Here is an 18,953-nt window from a genome sequence, read left to right as displayed (position 1 = left end):
CCCAGCACCATCAACACGGATCGCCGGACGCGATGAAGCGCTCCGTGCGCAGCCGCGCCTCGGCGTCGGTGAACTGCACGGGCGGCGACTTCATGAAGTAGGAGCTTGGCCCCTCCAGCGGCCCGCCGATGCCGCGGTCCAGCGCCAGCTTGGCGCAGCGCACCGCGTCGATCACCACGCCGGCGCTGTTCGGGCTGTCCCACACCTCCAGCTTCAGCTCCAGGTTCAGCGGCACGCCGCCGAACGCCTCGCCCTCCATGCGGATGTGGCAGAACTTGCGGTCGGTCAGCCAGGGCACATGGTCGCTGGGGCCGATGTGGCAGTCGCCGGCCTCCATCTTATGGCCGAGCTGGCTGGTCACCGCGCGGGTCTTGGAGATCTTCTTGGACTCCAGCCGTTCCCGCTCCAGCATGTTCAGGAAGTCGGTGTTGCCGCCGAAATTCAGCTGGTAGGTGCGCTCCAGCAGCACGCCGCGCTCGCGGAACAGGTTGGCGAGCACGCGGTGCACGATGGTGGCGCCCACCTGGCTCTTGATGTCGTCGCCGATGATCGGCACGCCCTTTTCCGTGAAGCGGCGCGCCCATTCGGGATCGGAGGCGATGAAGACGGGGATACAGTTGACGAAGGCGCAGCCGGCCTCCAGCGCCCGCTCGGCGTACCAGCGCGTCGCCTCCTCCGACCCGACCGGCAGGTAGGAGACCAGCACGTCGGTGCGCGTGCGCTTCAGGATGGCCGTGACGTCGTCGACGGGGAGCGACGATTCCTCCACCACGCCGGTCAGGTAGCGGCCTAGCCCGTCCAGCGTCGGCCCGCGATGGACCGTCACGCCGGTGGGCGGCACCTCGGCGAAGCGGATGGTGTTGTTGGGAGCGGCGGCGATCGCCTCCGACAGGTCGCGCCCGACCTTGGTCGCCGACACGTCGAAGGCGGCGGAAAAGGCGATGTCGTCGATGTGGTAGTCGCCGAGCCGGACATGCATCAGGCCGGGCACATCCGCGTCATCGGGGGCGTCGCGGTAATAGTGGACGCCCTGGACCAGCGACGAGGCGCAGTTGCCCACCCCGACGATCGCCACCCGCACGGTTTTTCCCGTCATCGTTCCCTCGGCTCCGAGACATTTGTCTGGAAAACGAGGTGTGTGCGGTGCGGTTCCGGATTTCGTCCCGACGCGGACGGAGTGCCCATTGGGGACACTGTCGGGGCGTCTTAAAATCCCTCGCCCGCCTCCGGCGGGAGATGAAATGGATGCTACTGCATGCTTGAGTGTTGCAATTCGGTAAATTGTCGGCGTGACGAGTAAAAGCCCCTCTCCCTTGAGGGGAGAGGGGTTGGGGTGAGGGTGACTACGGGCGCGAGCCCGGAAAATTACCGCTATGCCTAGGTTTATAGCCCCTGGCGGGGCTCCCCCTCATCCCAACCCTTCTCCCCCGGTGGGGAGAAGGGCTATTTTCGCCGCTTCCTCAAAACCTTACCGCATCTGCGGGGTGCGGGCATGCCGTAGTATCGAGAATGGGAGAGGGGATACAGGGTCACAAATACTTCTTATGGAACAGCCGGGTGACGTGGCCCATCTTGCGGCCGGGGCGGGCTTCGGCTTTGCCGTAGAGGTGCAGGCGGGCGCCGGGTTCGGCCAGCAGGTCCGGCCAGCGCAGCACGTCATCGCCGATCAGGTTCTCCATCTCCGCGTCGGCCACGCGGTCGACAGAGCCCAGCGGCAGGCCGCAGACGGCGCGGACGAGCTGCTCGAACTGGTCGCTGTGGCAGGCGTCCATGGTCCAGTGGCCGGAGTTGTGCGGGCGCGGGGCCATCTCGTTGACCAGCACGGCGCCGTCCGGCGTGACGAACATCTCCACCGCCAGCACGCCGACGAGGTCCAGCGCCTCCGCGATGCGGCGGGCGACGCTTTCGGCCTCGGCGGCGGTTTCCTCCGACACGCGGGCGGGGGCGATGGTTTTGTCGAGGATGCCGTCCTTGTGGCGGTTCTCAACGGCGGGGTAGGCGGCCATGGCGCCGTCCAGGCCGCGCGCGACGATCACCGACACCTCGCAGGCGAAACTCACGAAGCCCTCGACGATGCCGGCGTCGGAGCGGATGGCCGCCCAGGCGTCCGCCGGGTCGATGCCCGGCTCGATGCGGGCCTGCCCCTTGCCATCGTAGCCGAGGCGGGTGGACTTCAGGATGCAGCGCGGGCCGACCTCGGCCACGGCCTTGGCGACCTCGTCGGCGCTGTGCGCCGCGCGCCAGGGGGCGGTGGCGATGCCCAGGTCGTTGACGAAGGACTTTTCCGCCACGCGGTCCTGCGCGACCGACAGCACCTTGCCGCCGGGATGCACGGGGGCGAAGCGGCCCAGATGCTCGACCACGGCGACGGGGACGTTCTCCCACTCCAGCGTCACCACGTCGACGGAGCGCGCGAAGGCCTCCAGCGCGTCCAGGTCGTCCCAGCGGGCCGAGGTGACGGCCGCCGACACCTGGGCGCAGGGGCTGCCCTCCGCGTCCGGGGCGAAGACGTGGGTCTTGTAGCCGAGCCGGGCGGCGGCCAGCGCCGTCATGCGGCCGAGCTGGCCGTCGCCCAACATGCCGATGGTGGAACCGGGGGGGAGAGTCCGGACCGTCATGTCAGTTGGTCTCGTCCACGGGGATTTCGGCCACGGCGGCGGTCTGGCGGGCGCGCCAGGAGTCCAGCGCCTCCGCCACCTTCGGATCCATCAGCGCGATGACGGAGCCGGCAAGCAGGGCGGCGTTGATGGCGCCGGCCTTGCCGATGGCCAGCGTGCCGACCGGCACGCCGCCCGGCATCTGCACGATGGACAGCAGGCTGTCCATGCCCTTCAGCGCGTGGCTTTCCACCGGCACGCCGAAGACCGGCAGCGGCGTCATGGAAGCGGCCATGCCCGGCAGGTGGGCGGCGCCGCCGGCACCGGCGATGACGACCTTCAGCCCGCGCTCGCGCGCCGTGGTGGCGTATTCGACGAGGCGGTGCGGGGTGCGGTGGGCGGAGACGATCCGGACCTCGAACGGCACGCCGAGCGCCTTCAGCGTCTCGGCCGCGTGCTTCATGGTGGTCCAGTCGGACTGGCTGCCCATGATGATGCCGACCAGCGGCTTGGCTACAGACTCATCAGGCACGGCGGCTCGCTTTCCTCAAGGTCCGGAAAGCGGCGCATTATAGAAAAGGCGCGGTGGGAGTCCAGAGCGACGCGCGCATCACGCGATGATGTCGGGCAGCAGGCGGCTTTCCAGAACCGCGATCTGGTCCTTGAGCGCGAGTTTGCGCTTCTTCAGACGTTGCATCTGAAGCTGGTCGAACGGCGCACGTTCGTGCAGGCGGGCGATCACGTCGTCGAGGTCGCGATGCTCGCTGCGAAGCGTGGCCAATTTCTCTTTCAGCATCTCTTGTTCGTTCATGCGCGCGGGGCCCGCTGGCTAAGCGGGCGGGACTATACCAGATTTGATGAGCGGCGGCACCGCGAAACCTCCACCCGCCATTCGGGTTATGAACCTGTCACCGCAAGGTAATAAATTTCACGGCCAGAACGATTGCGGTGGAACATCGTTCTGGTATGACTACTGAATGAAGCAGTTCCAGACGACACGGGACAGGCATCCATGACGGCAAAGCGCATCGGCATTCTCACCAGCGGCGGCGATTGCGCCGGGCTGAACGCGGTGATCCGCGCGGTGGTGCACCGCGCCGTTCTGACCTATGGCTGGCAGGTCGTGGGCATCAAGGAAGGCACCCAGGGGCTGTTGCAGCGCCCGGTGCAGTATCAGGTGCTCGATCTGCCGCAGGTGGACGGCAACATGATGCGCATGGGCGGCACGATCCTGGGCACCACCAACCGCGGCGACCCCTTCGCCTATCCCATGGGCGACGGCACGCTGAAGGACCGCTCCGACGAGATCATCGGCGGCTATCGGGAACTGGGCCTGGACGCGCTGATCGGCATCGGCGGCGACGGCAGCTTCGCCATCCTGCACAAGCTGGCCCAGAGGGGCGGCATGAAGCTGGTCGGCGTGCCGAAGACCATCGACAACGACCTGGGCATGACCGAGGTGTCGGTCGGCTACGACACCGCCGTCGGCGTGGCGGTGGAGGCGCTCGACCGGCTCCAGCCGACCGCGGCCAGCCACGCCCGCGTCATGGTGCTGGAGGTGATGGGCCGCGACGCCGGCCACATCGCGCTGGCGGCCGGCATCGCCGGCGGCGCCGACGTGGTGCTGATCCCGGAGATTGCCTACTCCATCGACAAGATCGCCGCGAAGATCAAGCAGGTGCGCTCCACGGGCCGCAACTTCGCGCTGGTCGTGGTGTCGGAGGCGGTGAAGACCGTGGACGGCACCGGTGTGAAGAAGCTGTTCCAGGGCGGCGAGAAGCGCTACGGCGGCATTGGCGACTACATTGGCGAGAAGATCGCCGAGGCGACGGGGGCCGAGACCCGCGTCACCGTGCTGGGCCACGTCCAGCGCGGCAGCATGCCCAGCCCGCGCGACCGCCTCGTCGCCTCGGCCTTCGGCGTGCACGCGGTGGACCTGATCGCGGAGGGCAAGTTCGACCGCATGGTCGCCTGGTCCAACCGCGGCGTCATCGACGTGCCGATCACCGAGGCCATCGCCCGCTACGCGGAGGTCGAACTGGACGGCGCGCTGGTCAAGACCGCCCGCGGCCTGGGCATCAGCCTGGGTGACTGATCCAAACCCGTTCTGGGACTTTTCCCTGGCCGTCTACGCGCGGCCGGGGGTTCCTGCGGCTTGTCTGGACTTGCAGGACCGGCGGGGGCTGGACGTCAACGTCCTGCTCTTCGCCGCCTGGGCCGGGCTGGCCTGCGGCGTCCGCCTGACGGCGGAGGAACTGGCGCGCATCGACGCGGCCGTCGCCCCCTGGCGGGCGGAGGTGGTGCGCCCCCTGCGCGCCGTGCGCCGCCGGGTGAAGGGCGAGGACGCCGCCCTCTACGACCGCCTGAAAGCCGCCGAATTGGCGGCGGAGCGCATCCAGCAGGACCGGCTGTACGCCGAAAGCGGCCTGACCCCCGCACCGGGAGGAACGGTAGAGCTTGCCGCCGCGAACCTGCGCCTGCTCGTTCCCGGCGAGGAACCGGCGCTGGCAGCGTTGCTCGCGGCGCTTCAGGCGTAGGTTGGGCTGAGCCGAAGGCGAAACCCAACACCCTTTGCCGGACCGACCATGTTGGGTTTCGCGTGCGCTCAACCCAACCTACGCAGGCTTTCGCGTCAGCGGGTCAGCACCAAACCCAGCCCGTCCCCGTCTTCCGAATCGGAAACCTGGAATGCCTTGCCGACGTAGAAGGCATTGCAGCGCTTGCCGCCTTGCAGGCGGGTCAACGCGGCCTCCCATTCCTGGCCCTTGGGGCCGAGGATGCGCAGCTTCAGCTGGTTGACGAGCGGGTAGATCTGGAATCCGTCGATGCTCAGCGGTTCGGTGCTCGTGAAGGCGTCCTGGCCGAGCTTCAGCGTCTTGTTGCCGATCTCCAGCGTCACGTCCTGCGCCCAGGGGCAACCACCACCGCCGCCACCCTTTTCGCTGGCCTCGGCCGGATTTACCGCCAGAACCGCCGGAACGAGCGCGCAGGTCAACGCCAGCGCACAGACGCTGATGCGATCTTTCATCACCCAGAACTTTCAGCAACGGATTGGAAACTGTCTAAACAAATCATATTTGCGCTTCAATTGAAAGGCAACCGGGTGCTTTTCGTGGGAGGGTTGCGAAGATGGCAAGGCTGTACGCCGCAGGGGCGCGCGCTGGGCCAAGCCCGCTGTTCCCCTCGGCCCGCCATCCGGGCATGATCGCGGCCCCGCGGCCGGTTCCGGCTTTTTCACCTGACGGCTCCCCCATGGCGACGATCACCGAGGCCCTGCTGGCCGCCATCGACCACCACCAGGCCGGCCGCCTGAACGAGGCCGCGACCCTCTACGTCCGCATCCTGGAGGCCGACCCGGAGCAGCCCGACGCCGCCCAGCTACTGGGAACCCTGTACGCGCAGGCGGGCCACGCGGGGAAGGGGGCGGGGATCCTGCGCCGGGCGCTGGCCCTGCGGCCCGACTCGGCGGGTGGGCAGTCCAACCTTGCGGGCGCGCTCCAGACGCTCGGCGACGCGGCGGGGGCGGAGGCTGCCTACGCGCGCGCCCTGCGCCTGGACCCCGCGCTGGCCGACGCCCACGCCAGCCGGGCCGGCGCCCTGCGCGCGCTGGGGCGGGGGGAGGCGGCGGCGCGCTCCGCCGGCCGCGCGCTGGCGCTCGACCCGACCCATGTGGAGGCGCTGGTGAACCTCGCCGACGCGCGCTTGGCGCAGTGCCGGCCGGACCTCGCCGAATCGGCGGCGCGCCGGGCGCTCGCCGCGCGTGACGGGCTGCCGGCGGCCCGTATGACGCTCGGCTCGGCGCTGGCCGCGCAGAACCGCTGGGACGAGGCGGAGGCCGCCTACCGCGCAGCACTCGCCGCCAACCCGGACTACGCCGAGGCTTGGGAGAATCTCGGCGCGCTGCTCGCCAAGCTTGGGCGGTTCGACGAGTCGCTGGCCGCCTTCGCGGAGGCGGAGCGGCTACGGCCTGGGACATCCCTATGGGCGGCGCGCGGCACGGCTCTGGTCGCCATGGCACGCCCGGCGGACGCGCTCGCCGACTTCGACCGCGCTCTGGCGGAGCGTCCCGCCGATGCCGGCCTGCGCTGGAACCGGGGTTTCGCGCGTCTGCTGGCCGGGGACTATATCGGCGGCTGGCCGGAGTTCGACTGGCGCCGCCACGATGGCGGGGCCGAGCCGCCCTGGCGCCCCTTCGCCCAGCCGACCTGGAAGGGGGAGGACATCGCCGGTCGGACGATCCTGCTCTACGCCGAACAGGGGCTGGGCGACACGCTGCAGTTCGTGCGCTTTGTCCCGCTGGTGGCGGCGCGCGGCGCGCGGGTGCTGCTGGAGGTGCAGCCCTCCCTGGTCACGGTGCTGTCCGGCTTGCCCGGCGTGGAGCGGCTGATCGCGCGGGGGCAGCAGCTTCCCGACTTCGACCTTGAATGCCCGCTGATGAGCCTGCCGCGCGCGCTCGGCACCACGCTGGAGAGCGTGCCGGCCGCTGCGCCCTACCTGCGGCCCGACCCGGCCCGCGCCGCCGCTTGGAAGGAGCGGCTGGGGGAGGGGCGGGAACCGCGCGTTGGTCTGGTCTGGGCCGGCAACCCGCGCTTTCCCGGCGACCGGCTGCGCTCGCCTCGGCTGGAGGGGCTGCGCGCCGTGCTGGAGGTGCCCGGCGTGCGCTTCTTCGGGTTGCAGAAGGGGCCGGGGCGCGAGGATCTGGAACGCGTGCCGCTGCCGGCGTCCTTCACCGACCTCGGTCCGGAGATCGCCGACTTCGCCGACACGGCGGCGATCATGGCGAACCTGGATCTGGTGATCTCCTCCTGCACCGGGCCGGCCCATCTGGCCGGGGCGCTGGGGGTGCCGCTGTGGGTGGTGCTGCCCTTCTCGCCGGACTGGCGCTGGCTGCTCGACCGCGAGGACAGCCCCTGGTATCCCACGGCCCGCCTGTTCCGGCAGGCGCGCGTCGGCGACTGGGCGGAGGTCGCCGCCCGCGTCGCCGACGCCCTTCAGCGCTTTACGCCCGCAGCGTGAGCGTCGTCTGGGTCATCTCGTCGGCGGTGGAGACCAGCTTGGACGCGGCGGAATAGGTGCGCTGCGCCTGGATCAGCGTGGTGAACTGTTCCTCGATGTTGACGTTGGACCCCTCGACGCTGCCCGAATTCAGGGTGGCGCCCACGCCCTTTTTGGATCCCGTCTTCGTTCCCGTGCCGGTGCTGACGCCGAAGTTGGCGAGCTTGATGTTTCCCGATTCGACGGTCGGCCGGAAGGCGGTTCCGGACACGCTTTCCAAATCCTGCGGGTTGGCGACGACGGCGTCGGGAATGCGGTAGACGAAGCGTTCGCGCCCGCCGGCGAAGGTCGCCTTGAGGTAGCCGTTTTCGGTCAGCTCCGCGCTCTGATAGCTGCCGGCCGGGATGCCGTTCTGGCTCTGCCGGTTGCCGATGTCCATGCCGGCGATGTTGGTCATCGAATCGTCCGGCGACCCGATGGTGCCCAGATCGACCGTCACCGGCGCGAAGTTGCCGCCGGGGTTCAGCGAGACCGTGACCTTGCTTCCGTCCGCCCCGCCGGTCAGCACGCCGCTGCGGTCGAAGGTCAGGCTGCCGAGGGTCTGCCACGTGCTCGGGTCGTTGGCCTTGATGTCGCCCACCGCCTTGCCGTCCGAACCGACGGCCCCGGCGCTGTAGACCTGCCAGGTCGTGCTGCCGTCCGCGTTCTGCCCGCTCTTCATGAATCGCAGGTTCGCGCTGCCGCCGGCCCCGGTCTTGTCGATCAGCTTCAGGTCGATGCCGGTGGTGTTGGCCGGCGTGGGCGTGGTCGCCACCTTCTGGTCCGAGGGCAGGTTCAGGGCGACCGACGCCTGCGTCGTGGCCTCGTGATAGTTTTTCACCGACGCCAGCGACACGGGCGTCAGGTCGGCCGTGCTGGTGGGGGATGCGGTCGGGTTGTTCGGGTCGAGCTTGAAGCCCATCAGCGCCTTGCCGGCGCCGTTGACCATCTGCCCGTCCTTGTCCAGCGAGAAGTCGCCGGCGCGCGTCAGCTCCACGGGCGGTGTCTTCTGGGTCGCGGACGCCATGAAATCCACGTCCTGGACGATGAAGAAGCCGTTGCCGACGATGGACGCGTTGGTCGTGATGCCGGTCTGCGTGACCGTGCCGGCGGAGGTGTCCAGGCGGTTGAACGCCCTCACCCCCTGGTCGGCGTAGGCGGCGGTCGAGCGGTCCCCGAGCACGAGGTCGCCGAACTGCGTCTCCGTCGCCTTGTAGCCGGTCGTCGAGGCGTTCGCGATGTTGTCCGAAATGGAGCCGAGCGACCGGCTCTGCGCCGTCAGCCCCAGCACGCCATTGTTGAGAATCGTCGTGATGCCCATGGACCGGCCATCCTTGCCGCGGAAACAGAATTCGGCAGGGAATAAGCAACCGGCGTGCCAGACGAGGCGGGGCGGAAATAAAAGGGTTTGGAAGGCGTTGCCCAACGGGCCTGGGCAGATTTTGCCGCCGCGGCGGTGCCGCGAAGCGCCCGTTGGGAACTATTGGCCGACCGGCGGGGCCGGGTTATACCGTGTTCGAAAAGTTCTGACTTTTCGAACACGGTATCGGTCGCGACGGCGACCGCGGCCCGCGAGGGCCGAAGCTTGCGTGGCGTGTGAACGCAGCGGTCCGAATGTTTCGGACCGCGTATTACTCCACCGGCAGGAAGATCTTGGTCTGCGGGTCGATGGCCCAGAGATCGCCGCTGTCCAGGTCGAACCACCAGCCGTGGATTTCCAGCGTGCCGGCCTCCACGCGCTCGCGCACGAAGGGGAAGGTCATCAGGTTGTCGACGGAGGTGCGGACGGCGGCGCGCTCGACCATGTCGGGGTTCTGCTGAAGCCGCTCCAGGTCGGCCTTGCGGCGCTCCGCATCCGCCTCGGCGTCCGGGGCGGGGGCGTAGGGGTCGAGCGCGGCGCTGGCGATGGACACCCAGGGCGACACGAAGTCGTTCTCGCCGGGATCGCCCGCGCGCAGGCGGATCAGCCCCTGGATGCCGCCGCACAAGGCGTGGCCCAGCACGATGACATGCCCGACATTCAGCACGCGGACGGCGTATTCGATGGCCGCCGAGGTGCCGTGATAGCTGCCGTCCGGCTGGTAGGGCGGGACGAGGTTGGCGACGTTGCGCACCACGAACAGCTCGCCCGGCTCCGCCTGGGTCAGCAGCGCCGGATCGACTCGGCTGTCGGAGCAGCCGATCATCAGCACCTGCGGCTTCTGCCCCTCTTCCACGAGCTGGCGCATGCTGTCGGGCCGGCGCTCGTAATAGCGGGCGCGGAAGCCCTTGATGCCGGCCAGAAGCTGCCGAATGGGTTTGTCCTGTTCGCTGTTGCTCACCATGTCGCGGACACCCTTTCTCGCGTCGCCCTTATCGGACCTACTTTGTGCGGTATAGCGGAGGCTGCGTCAGGTTTCCAGGGCTTCACATCCATAAAAGGCTTGGGCCTAAAACGCGTGGGCCCAAACGCCGTGGAACCGAATGCTGACGTCAGGTCTCCAGAATCTCCGGCTGCTCGGCCTCGCCCCAGCGCCGGACGATGCCCGCGTCCAGCCCGAACAGGTCCAGCGCGCGGCCAACCGTGTGGTCGACGATGTCGTCGATGGTGCGCGGCCGGGAATAGAAGGCCGGCACGGGCGGCGCGATGATCGCCCCCATCTCGGCAAGCTGCGTCATCGTGCGCAGGTGGCCCAGATGCAGCGGCGTTTCCCGCACCATCAGCACCAGCGGGCGGCGCTCCTTCAGCGTCACGTCGGCGGCGCGCGTCAACAGGGTGGAGGTCACGCCGGTGGCGATCTCGCTCATCGTGCGGACGGAACAGGGGGCGACGATCATGCCCATGGCGCGGAAACTTCCGCTGGCGATGGCGGCGCCGATGTCGGCGGCGGCGTAGGACACGTCGGCCAGCGCGCGGAGGTCGGCGACCTTCAGGTCGGACTCATGGGCCAGCGTCACCTCGGCCGAGCGGCTGACGACGAGGTGCGATTCGACGCCGATCCGGCGCAGCGTTTCCAGCAGCCGGATGCCGTACACGACGCCCGACGCACCGCTGATGCCGACGACAAGACGGGAGGGGAAGGTCATGTCCGGAATCTGGGGTGAGAGCGGCGGCAAGTCCAGGGAGTGGAGACCGTTGCCCCCTCCCTAACCCTCCCCCGCTACGCGGGAGAGGGGATCTTGGCCCTCCCCTGCGTTAGCGGGGGAGGGTGGGGAAAAGGAGAGCGTGGGGGCAAGCCCGCCCCCTCAGTGCGCCTCTTCCTGCTCCGAATAGGGCGAATCGCCGCCGTAGCCCTCTTCACCCTCCTCGGTTTCGCGCTCCTCCGGGGTGAGGGGCACGCCGCCGCGGCGGACGGCCAGCGCCAGCGCCTCTTCCAGCTCGCGCTGGGTGCACAGGCCCAGCATGACCGGGTTGCGCGGCTTGATGTTCGGGGCGTTCCAGTGCGTGCGGTCGCGCACCGCGGCGATGGTCGGCTTGGTCGTGCCGATCAGGCGGCAGGTCTGCGCGTCCGACAGCTCCGGATGGTGCTTCAGCAGCCAGGCGATGGCGTCCGGCTTGTCCCCGCGCTTGGTGATCGGGGTGTAGCGCGGCCCCTTCGACCGGGCGGCGGGCAGCGGCAGGTCCGGCACCAGCAGCTTCAGCCGCAGGTCCTGGTTGCGCTCGCACCGTTCGATCTCGGCCTTGGTCAGCTGACCGTTGGCCACCGGGTCCAGCCCGACCATGCCGACCGCCACCTCGCCATCGGCGATGGCCTGGACCTCCAGGGAGTGCAGGCCGCAGAAGGCGGCGATCTGCTCGAAGGTCAAGGATGTGTTCTCGACCAGCCAAACGGCCGTCGCTTTCGGCATCAAGGGCAGTGCCATCGTCCCTCCTGACAACTTCAACCCGACCGCACCCGCCGTTGGACGGGCCGTCGGAATAACTTTACCGGAAATTTCCCAGCTTCGCCCTCCATATAGGGTCGAAACCGGTCGATGTAAGCGCGCATCCGCAGGCGGCCGGCAGAGCCGGACGCCCATTCTCTGCTAGCGGTCTTGGCGAGCTTTAGCAAGCCCGCGCCGCTCGCCGCAAACGAGAATGCGGAAAAAACGCGCCGGAAGGCGGGAATTCCGGGCCGTGCCGCCCGGAATTCCTTCGCAAGCGAAACAATGGGCCGCTCAAGCACCCAAGGTCAGGCCCCCACGGTCAGCCTCCCACCGTCAAAACGATCTTGCCGATGTGTGTGCTGGATTCCATCAGCGCGTGGGCCTCGGCCGCCTGCTCCAGGGGGAAGGTCTTGTGGATCACCGGCTTGATCGTCCCGGATTCCAGCAGCGGCCACACCTTCTCGCGCAGCGCCCGGGCGATGCGGCCCTTCTCGGCCACCGGCCGGGCGCGCAGCGTGGAGCCGGTCAGCGTCAGGCGCTTGGTCATCACCGGGAACATGTTGATCGACACCTTCGGCCCCTGGAGGAAGGCGATGGAGACGTGGCGGCCGTCCGGGGCCATGATGTCGATGTCGCGGGCGATGTAGTCGCCGCCGACCATGTCCAGCACCACGTCCACGCCGCGCCCGCCGGTCTCCTGCTTGATGACGGCGGCGAAGTCCTCGGTCTTGTAGTCGATGGCCCGGTCGGCCCCCAGCTCCTCGCAGGCGCGGCACTTGTCGGCGCTGCCGGCGGTCGTGAAGACCTTGGCCCCGAAGGCTTTGGCGAGCTGGATCGCCGTCGTGCCGATGCCGCTGGACCCGCCGTGCACCAGGAACGTCTCGCCGGGTTGCAGGGCGCCGCGCTCGAACACGTTGGTCCAGACGGTGAAGTAGGTTTCCGGCACGGCGGCGGCCTCGATCATGCCGAAGCCCTTCGGCACGGGCAGCAGCTGGGCCGCCGGCACCACGCAATACCGGGCGTAGCCGCCGCCGGCCACCAGCCCGCACACCGCGTCCTCGGCGGCCCATTCGGTGACGCCCTCGCCGATGGCGACGACGCGGCCTGCGACCTCCAGCCCCGGCAGGTCGGACGCGCCCGGCGGCGGGTCGTAGCGGCCCTGGCGCTGCAGCAGGTCGGGGCGGTTCACGCCGGCCGCCTCCACCGCCACCAGCACCTCGCCGGGGCCGGGCACCGGGGCCGGGCGCTGCGTCGGGCGCAGCACCGCCGGCCCGCCGGGCTGGGAAATCTCGATGCAGGTCATGCTGTCCGGCAGGGCGATGCCCATGGTCTCTCTCCCGTTTGCTCTTGGTTTGTTGTCTTGGGCTGTTTGTGTCCTTAGGCGTCCAAAGGTAGAATTCCGCCGCGACGCTGACAAGAACGGTGGGAGGGCACGCCCATGGACATCGACGATCTGGAGCCGCGCAAGGCCAAGCCGGCGCTGAAGGACCTCACCACCTTGGGGGTGGCGGAGCTGAAGGAATACATCGCCGGCCTGGAGGCGGAGATCGCCCGCGCCCGCGCCGCCATCGCCGCCAAGGAAGCGCAGAAGAACGCGGCGGAAGCCTTCTTCAAGAAGCCGTCCTGATGCGAAAAGCCCTCCCCCGATGCGGTTCGGGGGAGGGCTTCGCGTGATTCTCCGCTTTTGCGAGGTGACGTATCAGTCCGCGCCGACCAGATCGCGGTAGCAGTGCCAGGAGGAATAGCCGATCAACGGCAGCGCCAGCGCCAGCCCGAGGAAGCCGGTGACCATGCCGGCCGCCGTGAACAGCGTGATCAGGAAAGCCCAGGCCGCCATCGGCTTCCAGTTCTCGCGCACCACGGCGATGCTGGTCGCCATGGCGGTGAAGGCGTCGGTCTCGCGGTCCAGCAGCATCGGGATGGACACCACGCTGATGGCGAAGACCGCCGTCGCGATCACCCCGCCGACGATGGTCCCGGTCAGCAGGAAGGGGATCGTCTCCGCCGAGAAGAAGATGCGGTCGATCAACTGGTCGAAGGCCGGCGGCTCCATCGAGAAGAACAGCGCGAAGATCAGGAAGGCCACCCGGATCCAGGCCAGCAGCGCCAGCATCAGCGTCAGCCCGATCCCGGCGATCTGCACGCCGTTGCGGTGGTAGGCGCCCGCCACCCTCGCCAGCGTCGGACGCTCCCCGCGCTCCAGCAGGCGGCTCGTCTCATAAAGCCCGACCGCGAGCACCGGCCCCAGCAGCATGAAGCCGGCCGCCATCGGCAGGATCAGATAGTGCAGGTCGTACATGGCGAGCCCGGCCACCAGCACGAAGCTGGAGACCACGGCCAGCAGGCCATAGGCCAAGCCGATCACCGGGCTGGCGCAGAAGTCGCGCCACCCCGCCGACAGCCACACCCACGGGCGGTCGGCGTCCACCCGGCGGATTCGCGGGATGAAGCTGGACGGTTGTGCGGCTGGTGGTTGTTGGAACTGGGATGCACCGCGATGAGACGAGATGTCGACCATGGTGACCGTCCTCCCCTTTGCCCGAAACGCCTCTCGTGAGACGCAATGTAGCAAAGGGAATCACCATTGAACAGATTGTCGTTACGGCGAACTGTTTCTGTTACAGATAGTCTCAAAAGAGTATGCATTTCGGGGCGCGAATACCCCTATATCGCAGACCTGCGCGCGGGTTCGTCCTTAAGCTTGCGCTTTTCCGTCATCCCCGCGAAGGCGGGGATCCAGAAAGCTTCGCACATAAGTGCCTGAACAGGCTGGATCCCCGCCTTCGCGGGGATGACGAGATGGGAGGGTGGTTGCACGTTGCAGGGCGCGCCAAACGCCTAAAGTCAGCGCCTATGCGCCTTCGCGGGGATGACGAGGGAATGCTGACTTCGGGTTTGGAGACACATCGCGTCGAAACCGATGCCGCCCCTAATCCTCCACCTTTTTGCCCTCCAGGTCGCGGGTCTTGCGCTCGGCCTCCTGGCGGTCGCGCTGCTTTTCGGCCTTGGTGCGGCCGAAGCGGACGCGGTTCTCCTCCGCGACTTTTTCACGCTCTTCCCGATCGCGCATCTTTCGGAATCGGTTCAGGTTGACGACATCACCCATGCGCGTGTCTCCAACGTCTCGGCGCGGCGTCTTCCGGGCGCCCTGGGGCTGACCGGCGGTATCGCGCGCGGGCCGCAACTCGGCCGTGGATTTGCCCAAATTGCTTGTTTCTTGTCTGGGGGTTAGCTTAGCGGATCGCCGCACCGGCCGGAAGGGCCGGGCCGGCGGGGAATTCGGCGACTCAACAGCCGAACGGTGGGGAAGGCGGGTCATCCGGTGAAGAAGTTCCTGATCGCGTGTCTGGTCGTGCTCGCCATCCTGGTTGGCGCGGTCCTCGTGGTGCCCAGCTTCATCGACTGGAACAGCTACAAGGCCCAGATCGCCGAGCGGGTGTCCGCCGCCACCGGCCGCGCGGTCGAGCTGAAGGGCGACATCGGCCTGTCCCTGCTGCCGTCGCCGGCGCTGACGGTGCGCGACGCGCGGCTGGCCAACGCTACCGGCGGGTCGGAGCCGGACATGGCCCGGCTGAAGGAGCTGGACGTCCGCGTGGCGCTCGGCCCGCTGCTCAGCGGCCACATCCAGGTGCAGAGCATCCGCCTAATCGACCCGACCTTCGTGTTCGAGGTGCTGCCTGACGGCCGCTTCAACTGGGACCTGTCGGGGGCGGAGCGTCCGCCCGCGGGCACCGGCGGCGGGGGCGGTTCGGGCGACGGATTCGCCTCCGCGGTCAGCTTCGACCAGGTGACGGTGCAGAACGGCACAGTGCTCTACCGCGACGCCCGCTCCGGCCGGTCGGAACGGCTGGAGCAGCTGGACGCCCGCATCGTCGCCGGCAGCTTCACCGGCCCGTTCCAGGGGCAGGGCGGCTTCCGCCTGCGCGGCGTGCCGCTGCACGGCGAGATGTTCGTCAGCCGCCTGGTGGAGGGGGCGGCCGTGCAGGTGCGGGCGGCGCTGTCCATGGCCGACACCGACGCCACGCTGCGCTTCGCCGGCATCGTCACGAATGCGCCCCCCGGTACCCCCGCCGGCTCGCGCGCCCAGGGCGACCTGCGGGTGGAGGGCAGCGACCTCGCCCGCGCGCTGGAACCGTTCCGCGCCGGCCTGGGCGCCCTCGCCGGCAACCCGGCGCTGGCCCAGGCCTTCAGCGTGCGTTCGGCGGTGGAGGCGTCCGGCGCCGGGGCCAGCTTCACCAACCTGGAAGGCCAGCTCGGCGACACGCGCGCCACCGGCGGCGCCTCGCTGCGCACCGGCAGCCCGGCGCGGGGAGAGCTGACGCTGGCGCTCAACCGGCTGGACCTCGACGCCTGGCTGGAGCGCGCGGGACTCGACCGCGCGGCGGCTCCCCCCGCCGCGCAACGCGGTGGCAACGGCGGCGCCCCGCCGACCGGCACCCCCGTGCCGAGCGTTCCCGCGCCCAACGCCCCGCCCCAGAATGTCCCGGCCCAGAATGTCCCGGCCCCGAACGCGCCGAATCCGCCCGCCCAGGCGCGCGCCGGCGGATTCGCGCTGCCGGAAGGGCTGGACGCGAAGCTCGACCTCGCGGTGGACGGCGTCACCTACAACGGCGGAGTGGTCCGCCAGGGGCGTGTGGAGGCGAGCCTTGCGGGCGGCAAGCTGAACATCGACCGCTTCAGCGCGCTGCTGCCCGGCGGCTCCGACATCGTGGCGGCGGGCGAGCTGGGCGCCGCCAACGGCCAGCCCAACCTGGACCTGCGGCTGGAGGCGAACGCCGACAACCTGCGCGCCCTGCTGGACTGGCTGAAGCTGGACGTGCGCGCGGTGCCGGCCGACCGGCTGCGCAGGTCCTCGCTGGCGGCGCAACTCCAGGGGCGGCCCGGCCGGCTGGACGTGACCGGGTTGGATCTGCGGGTGGACACCAGCCGCCTGACCGGCGCCGTGGCCTATGTGGACCGTGGCCGCCCGGCCTTCGGCGCGCGGCTCGACCTCGACCGCATCAATCTCGACGCCTACCTGCCGCAGCCGGCAAGCGCCGCCGAGCCCGCCGCCGCGCCGCAGCCGGCGCCGAATGCCGCTCCTGCTCCTGCTCCTGCTCCCGCTCCGGGCGCCGCCACGCCCGCTCCCACGGCGCGGGGCAAAGGCGCTGGCAACGGCAACCGCCCGGCCTGGACGCCGGCCCGGCTGCTGGCCGCCGTGGACGCCAACCTCGACCTCACCGTCGGGCAGCTCACGGTGCGCAACACGCCGGTCCAGGGCCTGCGCGTGGAGGCGACCGCCGCGGGCGGGGCGCTGTCCATCAAGGAGGCGCGGGTGGAGGACATCGCCGGCATCAAGGGCCGGCTGGATGGCCAGATCGCCGGGCTGGCGCCCCTGCGCGGCGCGCACCTGACACTGGACGCCGAGGCCGCCAGCCTGGACGCGCTGGCGAGTCGCGTCCACTGGCCGCCGGGCGCCCCAACGCCGGAACGGCTGGGTCCGGTGAAGGCGCAGGCCCGCGTCTCCGGCGACGAGGAGCGCATGGCGGTGGAACTGACCATGGACGCGGCCGGCGGCACGCTGGAAGCCGGCGGCACCCTGATGAACCTGGAGCGCGAGCCCTCCGCCGATCTGAAGCTGCGCACCAAGCACCCGGAACTGGGCCGGCTCGCCGCCCTCTTCGCCGAAAGCGCGGGCGGGGAGGGGGCCTCCTACGGGCCGCTCGACCTCTACACGGAGCTGAACGGGACCAGGAAGGCCTTCACGCTCGGCAACATCCAGGGCACGGTCGCCGGGACGTCGCTGCGCGGTCGCGCCGGCGCCGACCTGAACGGCGCGAAGCCGCGCGTGGACGCGGAGCTGCAAACCACCGACCTGGACCTCGACCGGCTGCTCGCCGCTCCTGCCGTGGCGTCGCGCGGCACGGCCCCGGCGGCGTCCGCTCCGCAGGCGGACGGTGCCGCTCCCGCCGAGGCGGCGGGTGCCCCGGAGCCGGAGTCCACTGGCGGCGGGCGCCCGCTTGATTTCGGATGGATGCGCCGCTTCGACGGGCGGCTGGCGCTGACCTCCTCCGCGCTGGTCAAGGGCGACACACGGATTGAGCGTCCGGCCCTGCGCGCCAACCTCCAGAACGGCCTGCTGACGCTGGAGCAGTTCGACGGCGGCCTGATGGGCGGGCAACTCGGCGTCACTGGCCGACTCGCCGCACCCGAAGGACAGCCGGCGACGGCGGAGGCCGCCGTTACGCTGGTGCGCGCGAAGCTGGCGGAATTGAAGTCTGAGGGGGCCTTGGGCGGCGGGGCCGTGTCCATCGCCGGCGGCACGCTGGACCTGGAATCCACCCTGACGACCAGCGGCGCCACGCGCGACGCGATGGTGCGGGGGCTGACCGGCCAGGGCCGGCTGAGCGCCCGCGACGGTCTGGTGCGCGGCTTCGATCTCGGCGTGTTGCGCGACCGGCTGACCAAGCTCGACCGCCCGCAGGAGGTTCTGGGCGCCGTGATGGGCGCGCTGCAAGGCGGCGAGACCCGCTTCGCCCGCCTGGACGGCACCTTCACTATGGACAAGGGCACCCTGCGCACCGAAGACTTGCGCCTGACCTCCGAGGTGGGGGAGGCGACCGGGGCCGGGCAGGTCAACCTGCCGGACCGGACCATCGACATGCGCGTGCGTCTGGCGATCCAGGCGGAGTCGGCGGTTCCGCCGCTGACCGTCCGGCTGACCGGCCCGCTGGACAAACCGACCCGGTCCTTCGACATGCACGATGTGCAGGAGCATTTCGCCCGCCGCGCCGCCGAGGGCCTGCTGAACCGTGTCGTGCCGAAGGAGGGGGGCTCCGGCGAGGGCGGGTCTGTGCCGGTGAAGCCCGAAGGGTTGCTGAAGGGGCTGATCGAGGGGCTGCGCCGGTAGCAATCCGCCAAATCCTCACGCCCGCGTGACGCATTGCGCCCAAGCCCGTTGAAGTTCGGCGGGGTGGGTCCCATAATGTGCCATCGAAACCCGGATTTTGAGTCGATGCAGGTGGACAACAAGCTTCTGGACGATCTGGCCCGCGTTGCGGGTGGCGCGCTTGGCGCCCTGTCGTCCCTGCGTGAAGAGGGCGAGGCGCAGCTGCGCCAGCAATTCGAGCGCGTGCTGTCGCGGATGGACGTCGTCAGCCGCGAGGAGTACGAGGCCGTTCGCGCCATGGCCGCCAAGGCCCGCGAGGAACAGGAGACCCTGGCCGAGCGGGTGACCGCGCTGGAAGCCACGGTCGCCACCCTGCTGGCCGACCGGACCCTGCTGCACGAAGAAGCGGCTCCGCGCCGCCGCGCGCCGGGCCACGGCGGCAAGGGCGGCGACATCTCGGACGACATCTCCGGCGGGGGCGTTGCGGGCTGATCCCCGCGCGCCCATCCGGCATCTTTCATCACGCCAGACCTTTTTGGGTGCGCTGCCAAAATCAGTTGCGCCGGCCATCCCCTTTTGGCACGGTTCATTTGGTGGTAGCCCTCCGG

At 69.7% G+C, this 18,953-nt stretch carries 18 protein-coding genes; 6 read left to right on the top strand and 12 right to left on the bottom strand.

Annotated features, from left to right (window positions below):
- Positions 1 to 10: 10 nt before the first annotated feature.
- The 4 genes from ACSVC7_RS24735 to ACSVC7_RS24720 form a co-directional block, all read right to left on the bottom strand.
- Positions 11 to 1,096, bottom strand: a complete 1,086-nt coding sequence (locus ACSVC7_RS24735) for an inositol-3-phosphate synthase (RefSeq protein WP_448207335.1) — start codon at positions 1,094 to 1,096, stop codon at positions 11 to 13.
- 433 nt (positions 1,097 to 1,529) lie between these two features.
- The gene (locus ACSVC7_RS24730; RefSeq protein WP_448207336.1) at positions 1,530 to 2,618 is read right to left on the bottom strand and encodes a 5-(carboxyamino)imidazole ribonucleotide synthase; all 1,089 of its coding nucleotides are present in this window, start codon (positions 2,616 to 2,618) and stop codon (positions 1,530 to 1,532) included.
- Between the two features lies 1 nt (position 2,619).
- Positions 2,620 to 3,087 (bottom strand): 5-(carboxyamino)imidazole ribonucleotide mutase, encoded by a 468-nt coding sequence (gene purE, locus ACSVC7_RS24725; RefSeq protein ID WP_448207384.1) that lies wholly within the window; start codon positions 3,085 to 3,087, stop codon positions 2,620 to 2,622.
- Positions 3,088 to 3,207: 120 nt separating this feature from the next.
- Positions 3,208 to 3,408 carry a YdcH family protein gene (locus ACSVC7_RS24720; protein ID WP_448207337.1) on the bottom strand — a complete coding sequence of 67 codons (201 nt, stop codon included), beginning with the start codon at positions 3,406 to 3,408 and terminating at the stop codon, positions 3,208 to 3,210.
- A 201-nt stretch (positions 3,409 to 3,609) separates the two neighbouring features.
- Here ACSVC7_RS24720 and ACSVC7_RS24715 point away from each other — a divergent pair, with 201 nt between their 5' ends.
- Together ACSVC7_RS24715 and ACSVC7_RS24710 are read left to right on the top strand one after the other, a co-directional pair.
- Positions 3,610 to 4,692, top strand: coding sequence for an ATP-dependent 6-phosphofructokinase (locus ACSVC7_RS24715; RefSeq protein ID WP_448207338.1), 1,083 nt, complete (start codon positions 3,610 to 3,612; stop codon positions 4,690 to 4,692).
- Positions 4,685 to 5,134 carry a TIGR02444 family protein gene (locus ACSVC7_RS24710; RefSeq protein ID WP_448207339.1) on the top strand — a complete coding sequence of 150 codons (450 nt, stop codon included), beginning with the start codon at positions 4,685 to 4,687 and terminating at the stop codon, positions 5,132 to 5,134. The genes ACSVC7_RS24715 and ACSVC7_RS24710 overlap by 8 nt, the downstream gene beginning before the upstream one ends.
- Before the next feature lie 95 nt (positions 5,135 to 5,229).
- On the opposite strand, the gene ACSVC7_RS24705 is transcribed toward ACSVC7_RS24710, so the two are convergent.
- On the bottom strand, positions 5,230 to 5,625 hold the full coding sequence (locus ACSVC7_RS24705; RefSeq protein WP_448207340.1) for a hypothetical protein: 396 nt from the start codon (positions 5,623 to 5,625) through the stop codon (positions 5,230 to 5,232).
- Positions 5,626 to 5,726: 101 nt separating this feature from the next.
- On the opposite strand from ACSVC7_RS24705, the gene ACSVC7_RS24700 reads away from it, so the two are divergent.
- Entirely contained in the window at positions 5,727 to 7,613 is a 1,887-nt protein-coding gene (locus ACSVC7_RS24700) for a tetratricopeptide repeat protein (RefSeq protein ID WP_483508767.1), read from the top strand.
- Here the strand turns inward: ACSVC7_RS24700 and ACSVC7_RS24695 are convergent.
- From ACSVC7_RS24695 to ACSVC7_RS24675, 5 genes are all read right to left on the bottom strand, one after another.
- On the bottom strand, positions 7,597 to 8,952 hold the full coding sequence (locus tag ACSVC7_RS24695) for a flagellar hook protein FlgE (protein WP_448207342.1): 1,356 nt from the start codon (positions 8,950 to 8,952) through the stop codon (positions 7,597 to 7,599). The genes ACSVC7_RS24700 and ACSVC7_RS24695 overlap by 17 nt on opposite strands.
- Before the next feature lie 310 nt (positions 8,953 to 9,262).
- Positions 9,263 to 9,955, bottom strand: coding sequence for a carbonic anhydrase (locus tag ACSVC7_RS24690; RefSeq protein ID WP_448207343.1), 693 nt, complete (start codon positions 9,953 to 9,955; stop codon positions 9,263 to 9,265).
- A gap of 148 nt (positions 9,956 to 10,103) precedes the next feature.
- On the bottom strand, positions 10,104 to 10,697 hold the full coding sequence (locus ACSVC7_RS24685; RefSeq protein ID WP_448207344.1) for a UbiX family flavin prenyltransferase: 594 nt from the start codon (positions 10,695 to 10,697) through the stop codon (positions 10,104 to 10,106).
- A 159-nt stretch (positions 10,698 to 10,856) separates the two neighbouring features.
- A complete protein-coding gene (locus tag ACSVC7_RS24680; RefSeq protein ID WP_448207345.1) occupies positions 10,857 to 11,474 on the bottom strand; it encodes a DUF1013 domain-containing protein in 618 nt (205 codons plus the stop codon).
- A 322-nt stretch (positions 11,475 to 11,796) separates the two neighbouring features.
- Positions 11,797 to 12,804, bottom strand: coding sequence for an NAD(P)H-quinone oxidoreductase (locus tag ACSVC7_RS24675; RefSeq protein WP_448207346.1), 1,008 nt, complete (start codon positions 12,802 to 12,804; stop codon positions 11,797 to 11,799).
- 111 nt (positions 12,805 to 12,915) lie between these two features.
- Here ACSVC7_RS24675 and ACSVC7_RS24670 point away from each other — a divergent pair, with 111 nt between their 5' ends.
- Positions 12,916 to 13,104 (top strand): DUF1192 domain-containing protein, encoded by a 189-nt coding sequence (locus tag ACSVC7_RS24670; protein WP_448207347.1) that lies wholly within the window; start codon positions 12,916 to 12,918, stop codon positions 13,102 to 13,104.
- Between the two features lie 72 nt (positions 13,105 to 13,176).
- Here the strand turns inward: ACSVC7_RS24670 and ACSVC7_RS24665 are convergent, their stop codons facing one another.
- On the bottom strand, positions 13,177 to 13,995 hold the full coding sequence (locus ACSVC7_RS24665) for a DUF2189 domain-containing protein (protein WP_448207348.1): 819 nt from the start codon (positions 13,993 to 13,995) through the stop codon (positions 13,177 to 13,179).
- A gap of 411 nt (positions 13,996 to 14,406) precedes the next feature.
- Positions 14,407 to 14,583, bottom strand: coding sequence for a DUF4169 family protein (locus ACSVC7_RS24660; protein ID WP_448207349.1), 177 nt, complete (start codon positions 14,581 to 14,583; stop codon positions 14,407 to 14,409).
- 216 nt (positions 14,584 to 14,799) lie between these two features.
- On the opposite strand from ACSVC7_RS24660, the gene ACSVC7_RS24655 reads away from it, so the two are divergent.
- Entirely contained in the window at positions 14,800 to 18,366 is a 3,567-nt protein-coding gene (locus ACSVC7_RS24655) for an AsmA family protein (protein ID WP_448207350.1), read from the top strand.
- A gap of 105 nt (positions 18,367 to 18,471) precedes the next feature.
- Entirely contained in the window at positions 18,472 to 18,837 is a 366-nt protein-coding gene (locus tag ACSVC7_RS24650) for an accessory factor UbiK family protein (protein WP_448207351.1), read from the top strand.
- Positions 18,838 to 18,953 lie beyond the last annotated feature (116 nt).

The sequence above is a fragment of the Azospirillum mesophilum genome (assembly GCF_053470405.2).
Note: the sequence above shows the minus strand (reverse complement) of the source record. Positions and strands in the feature narration are given on the sequence as shown.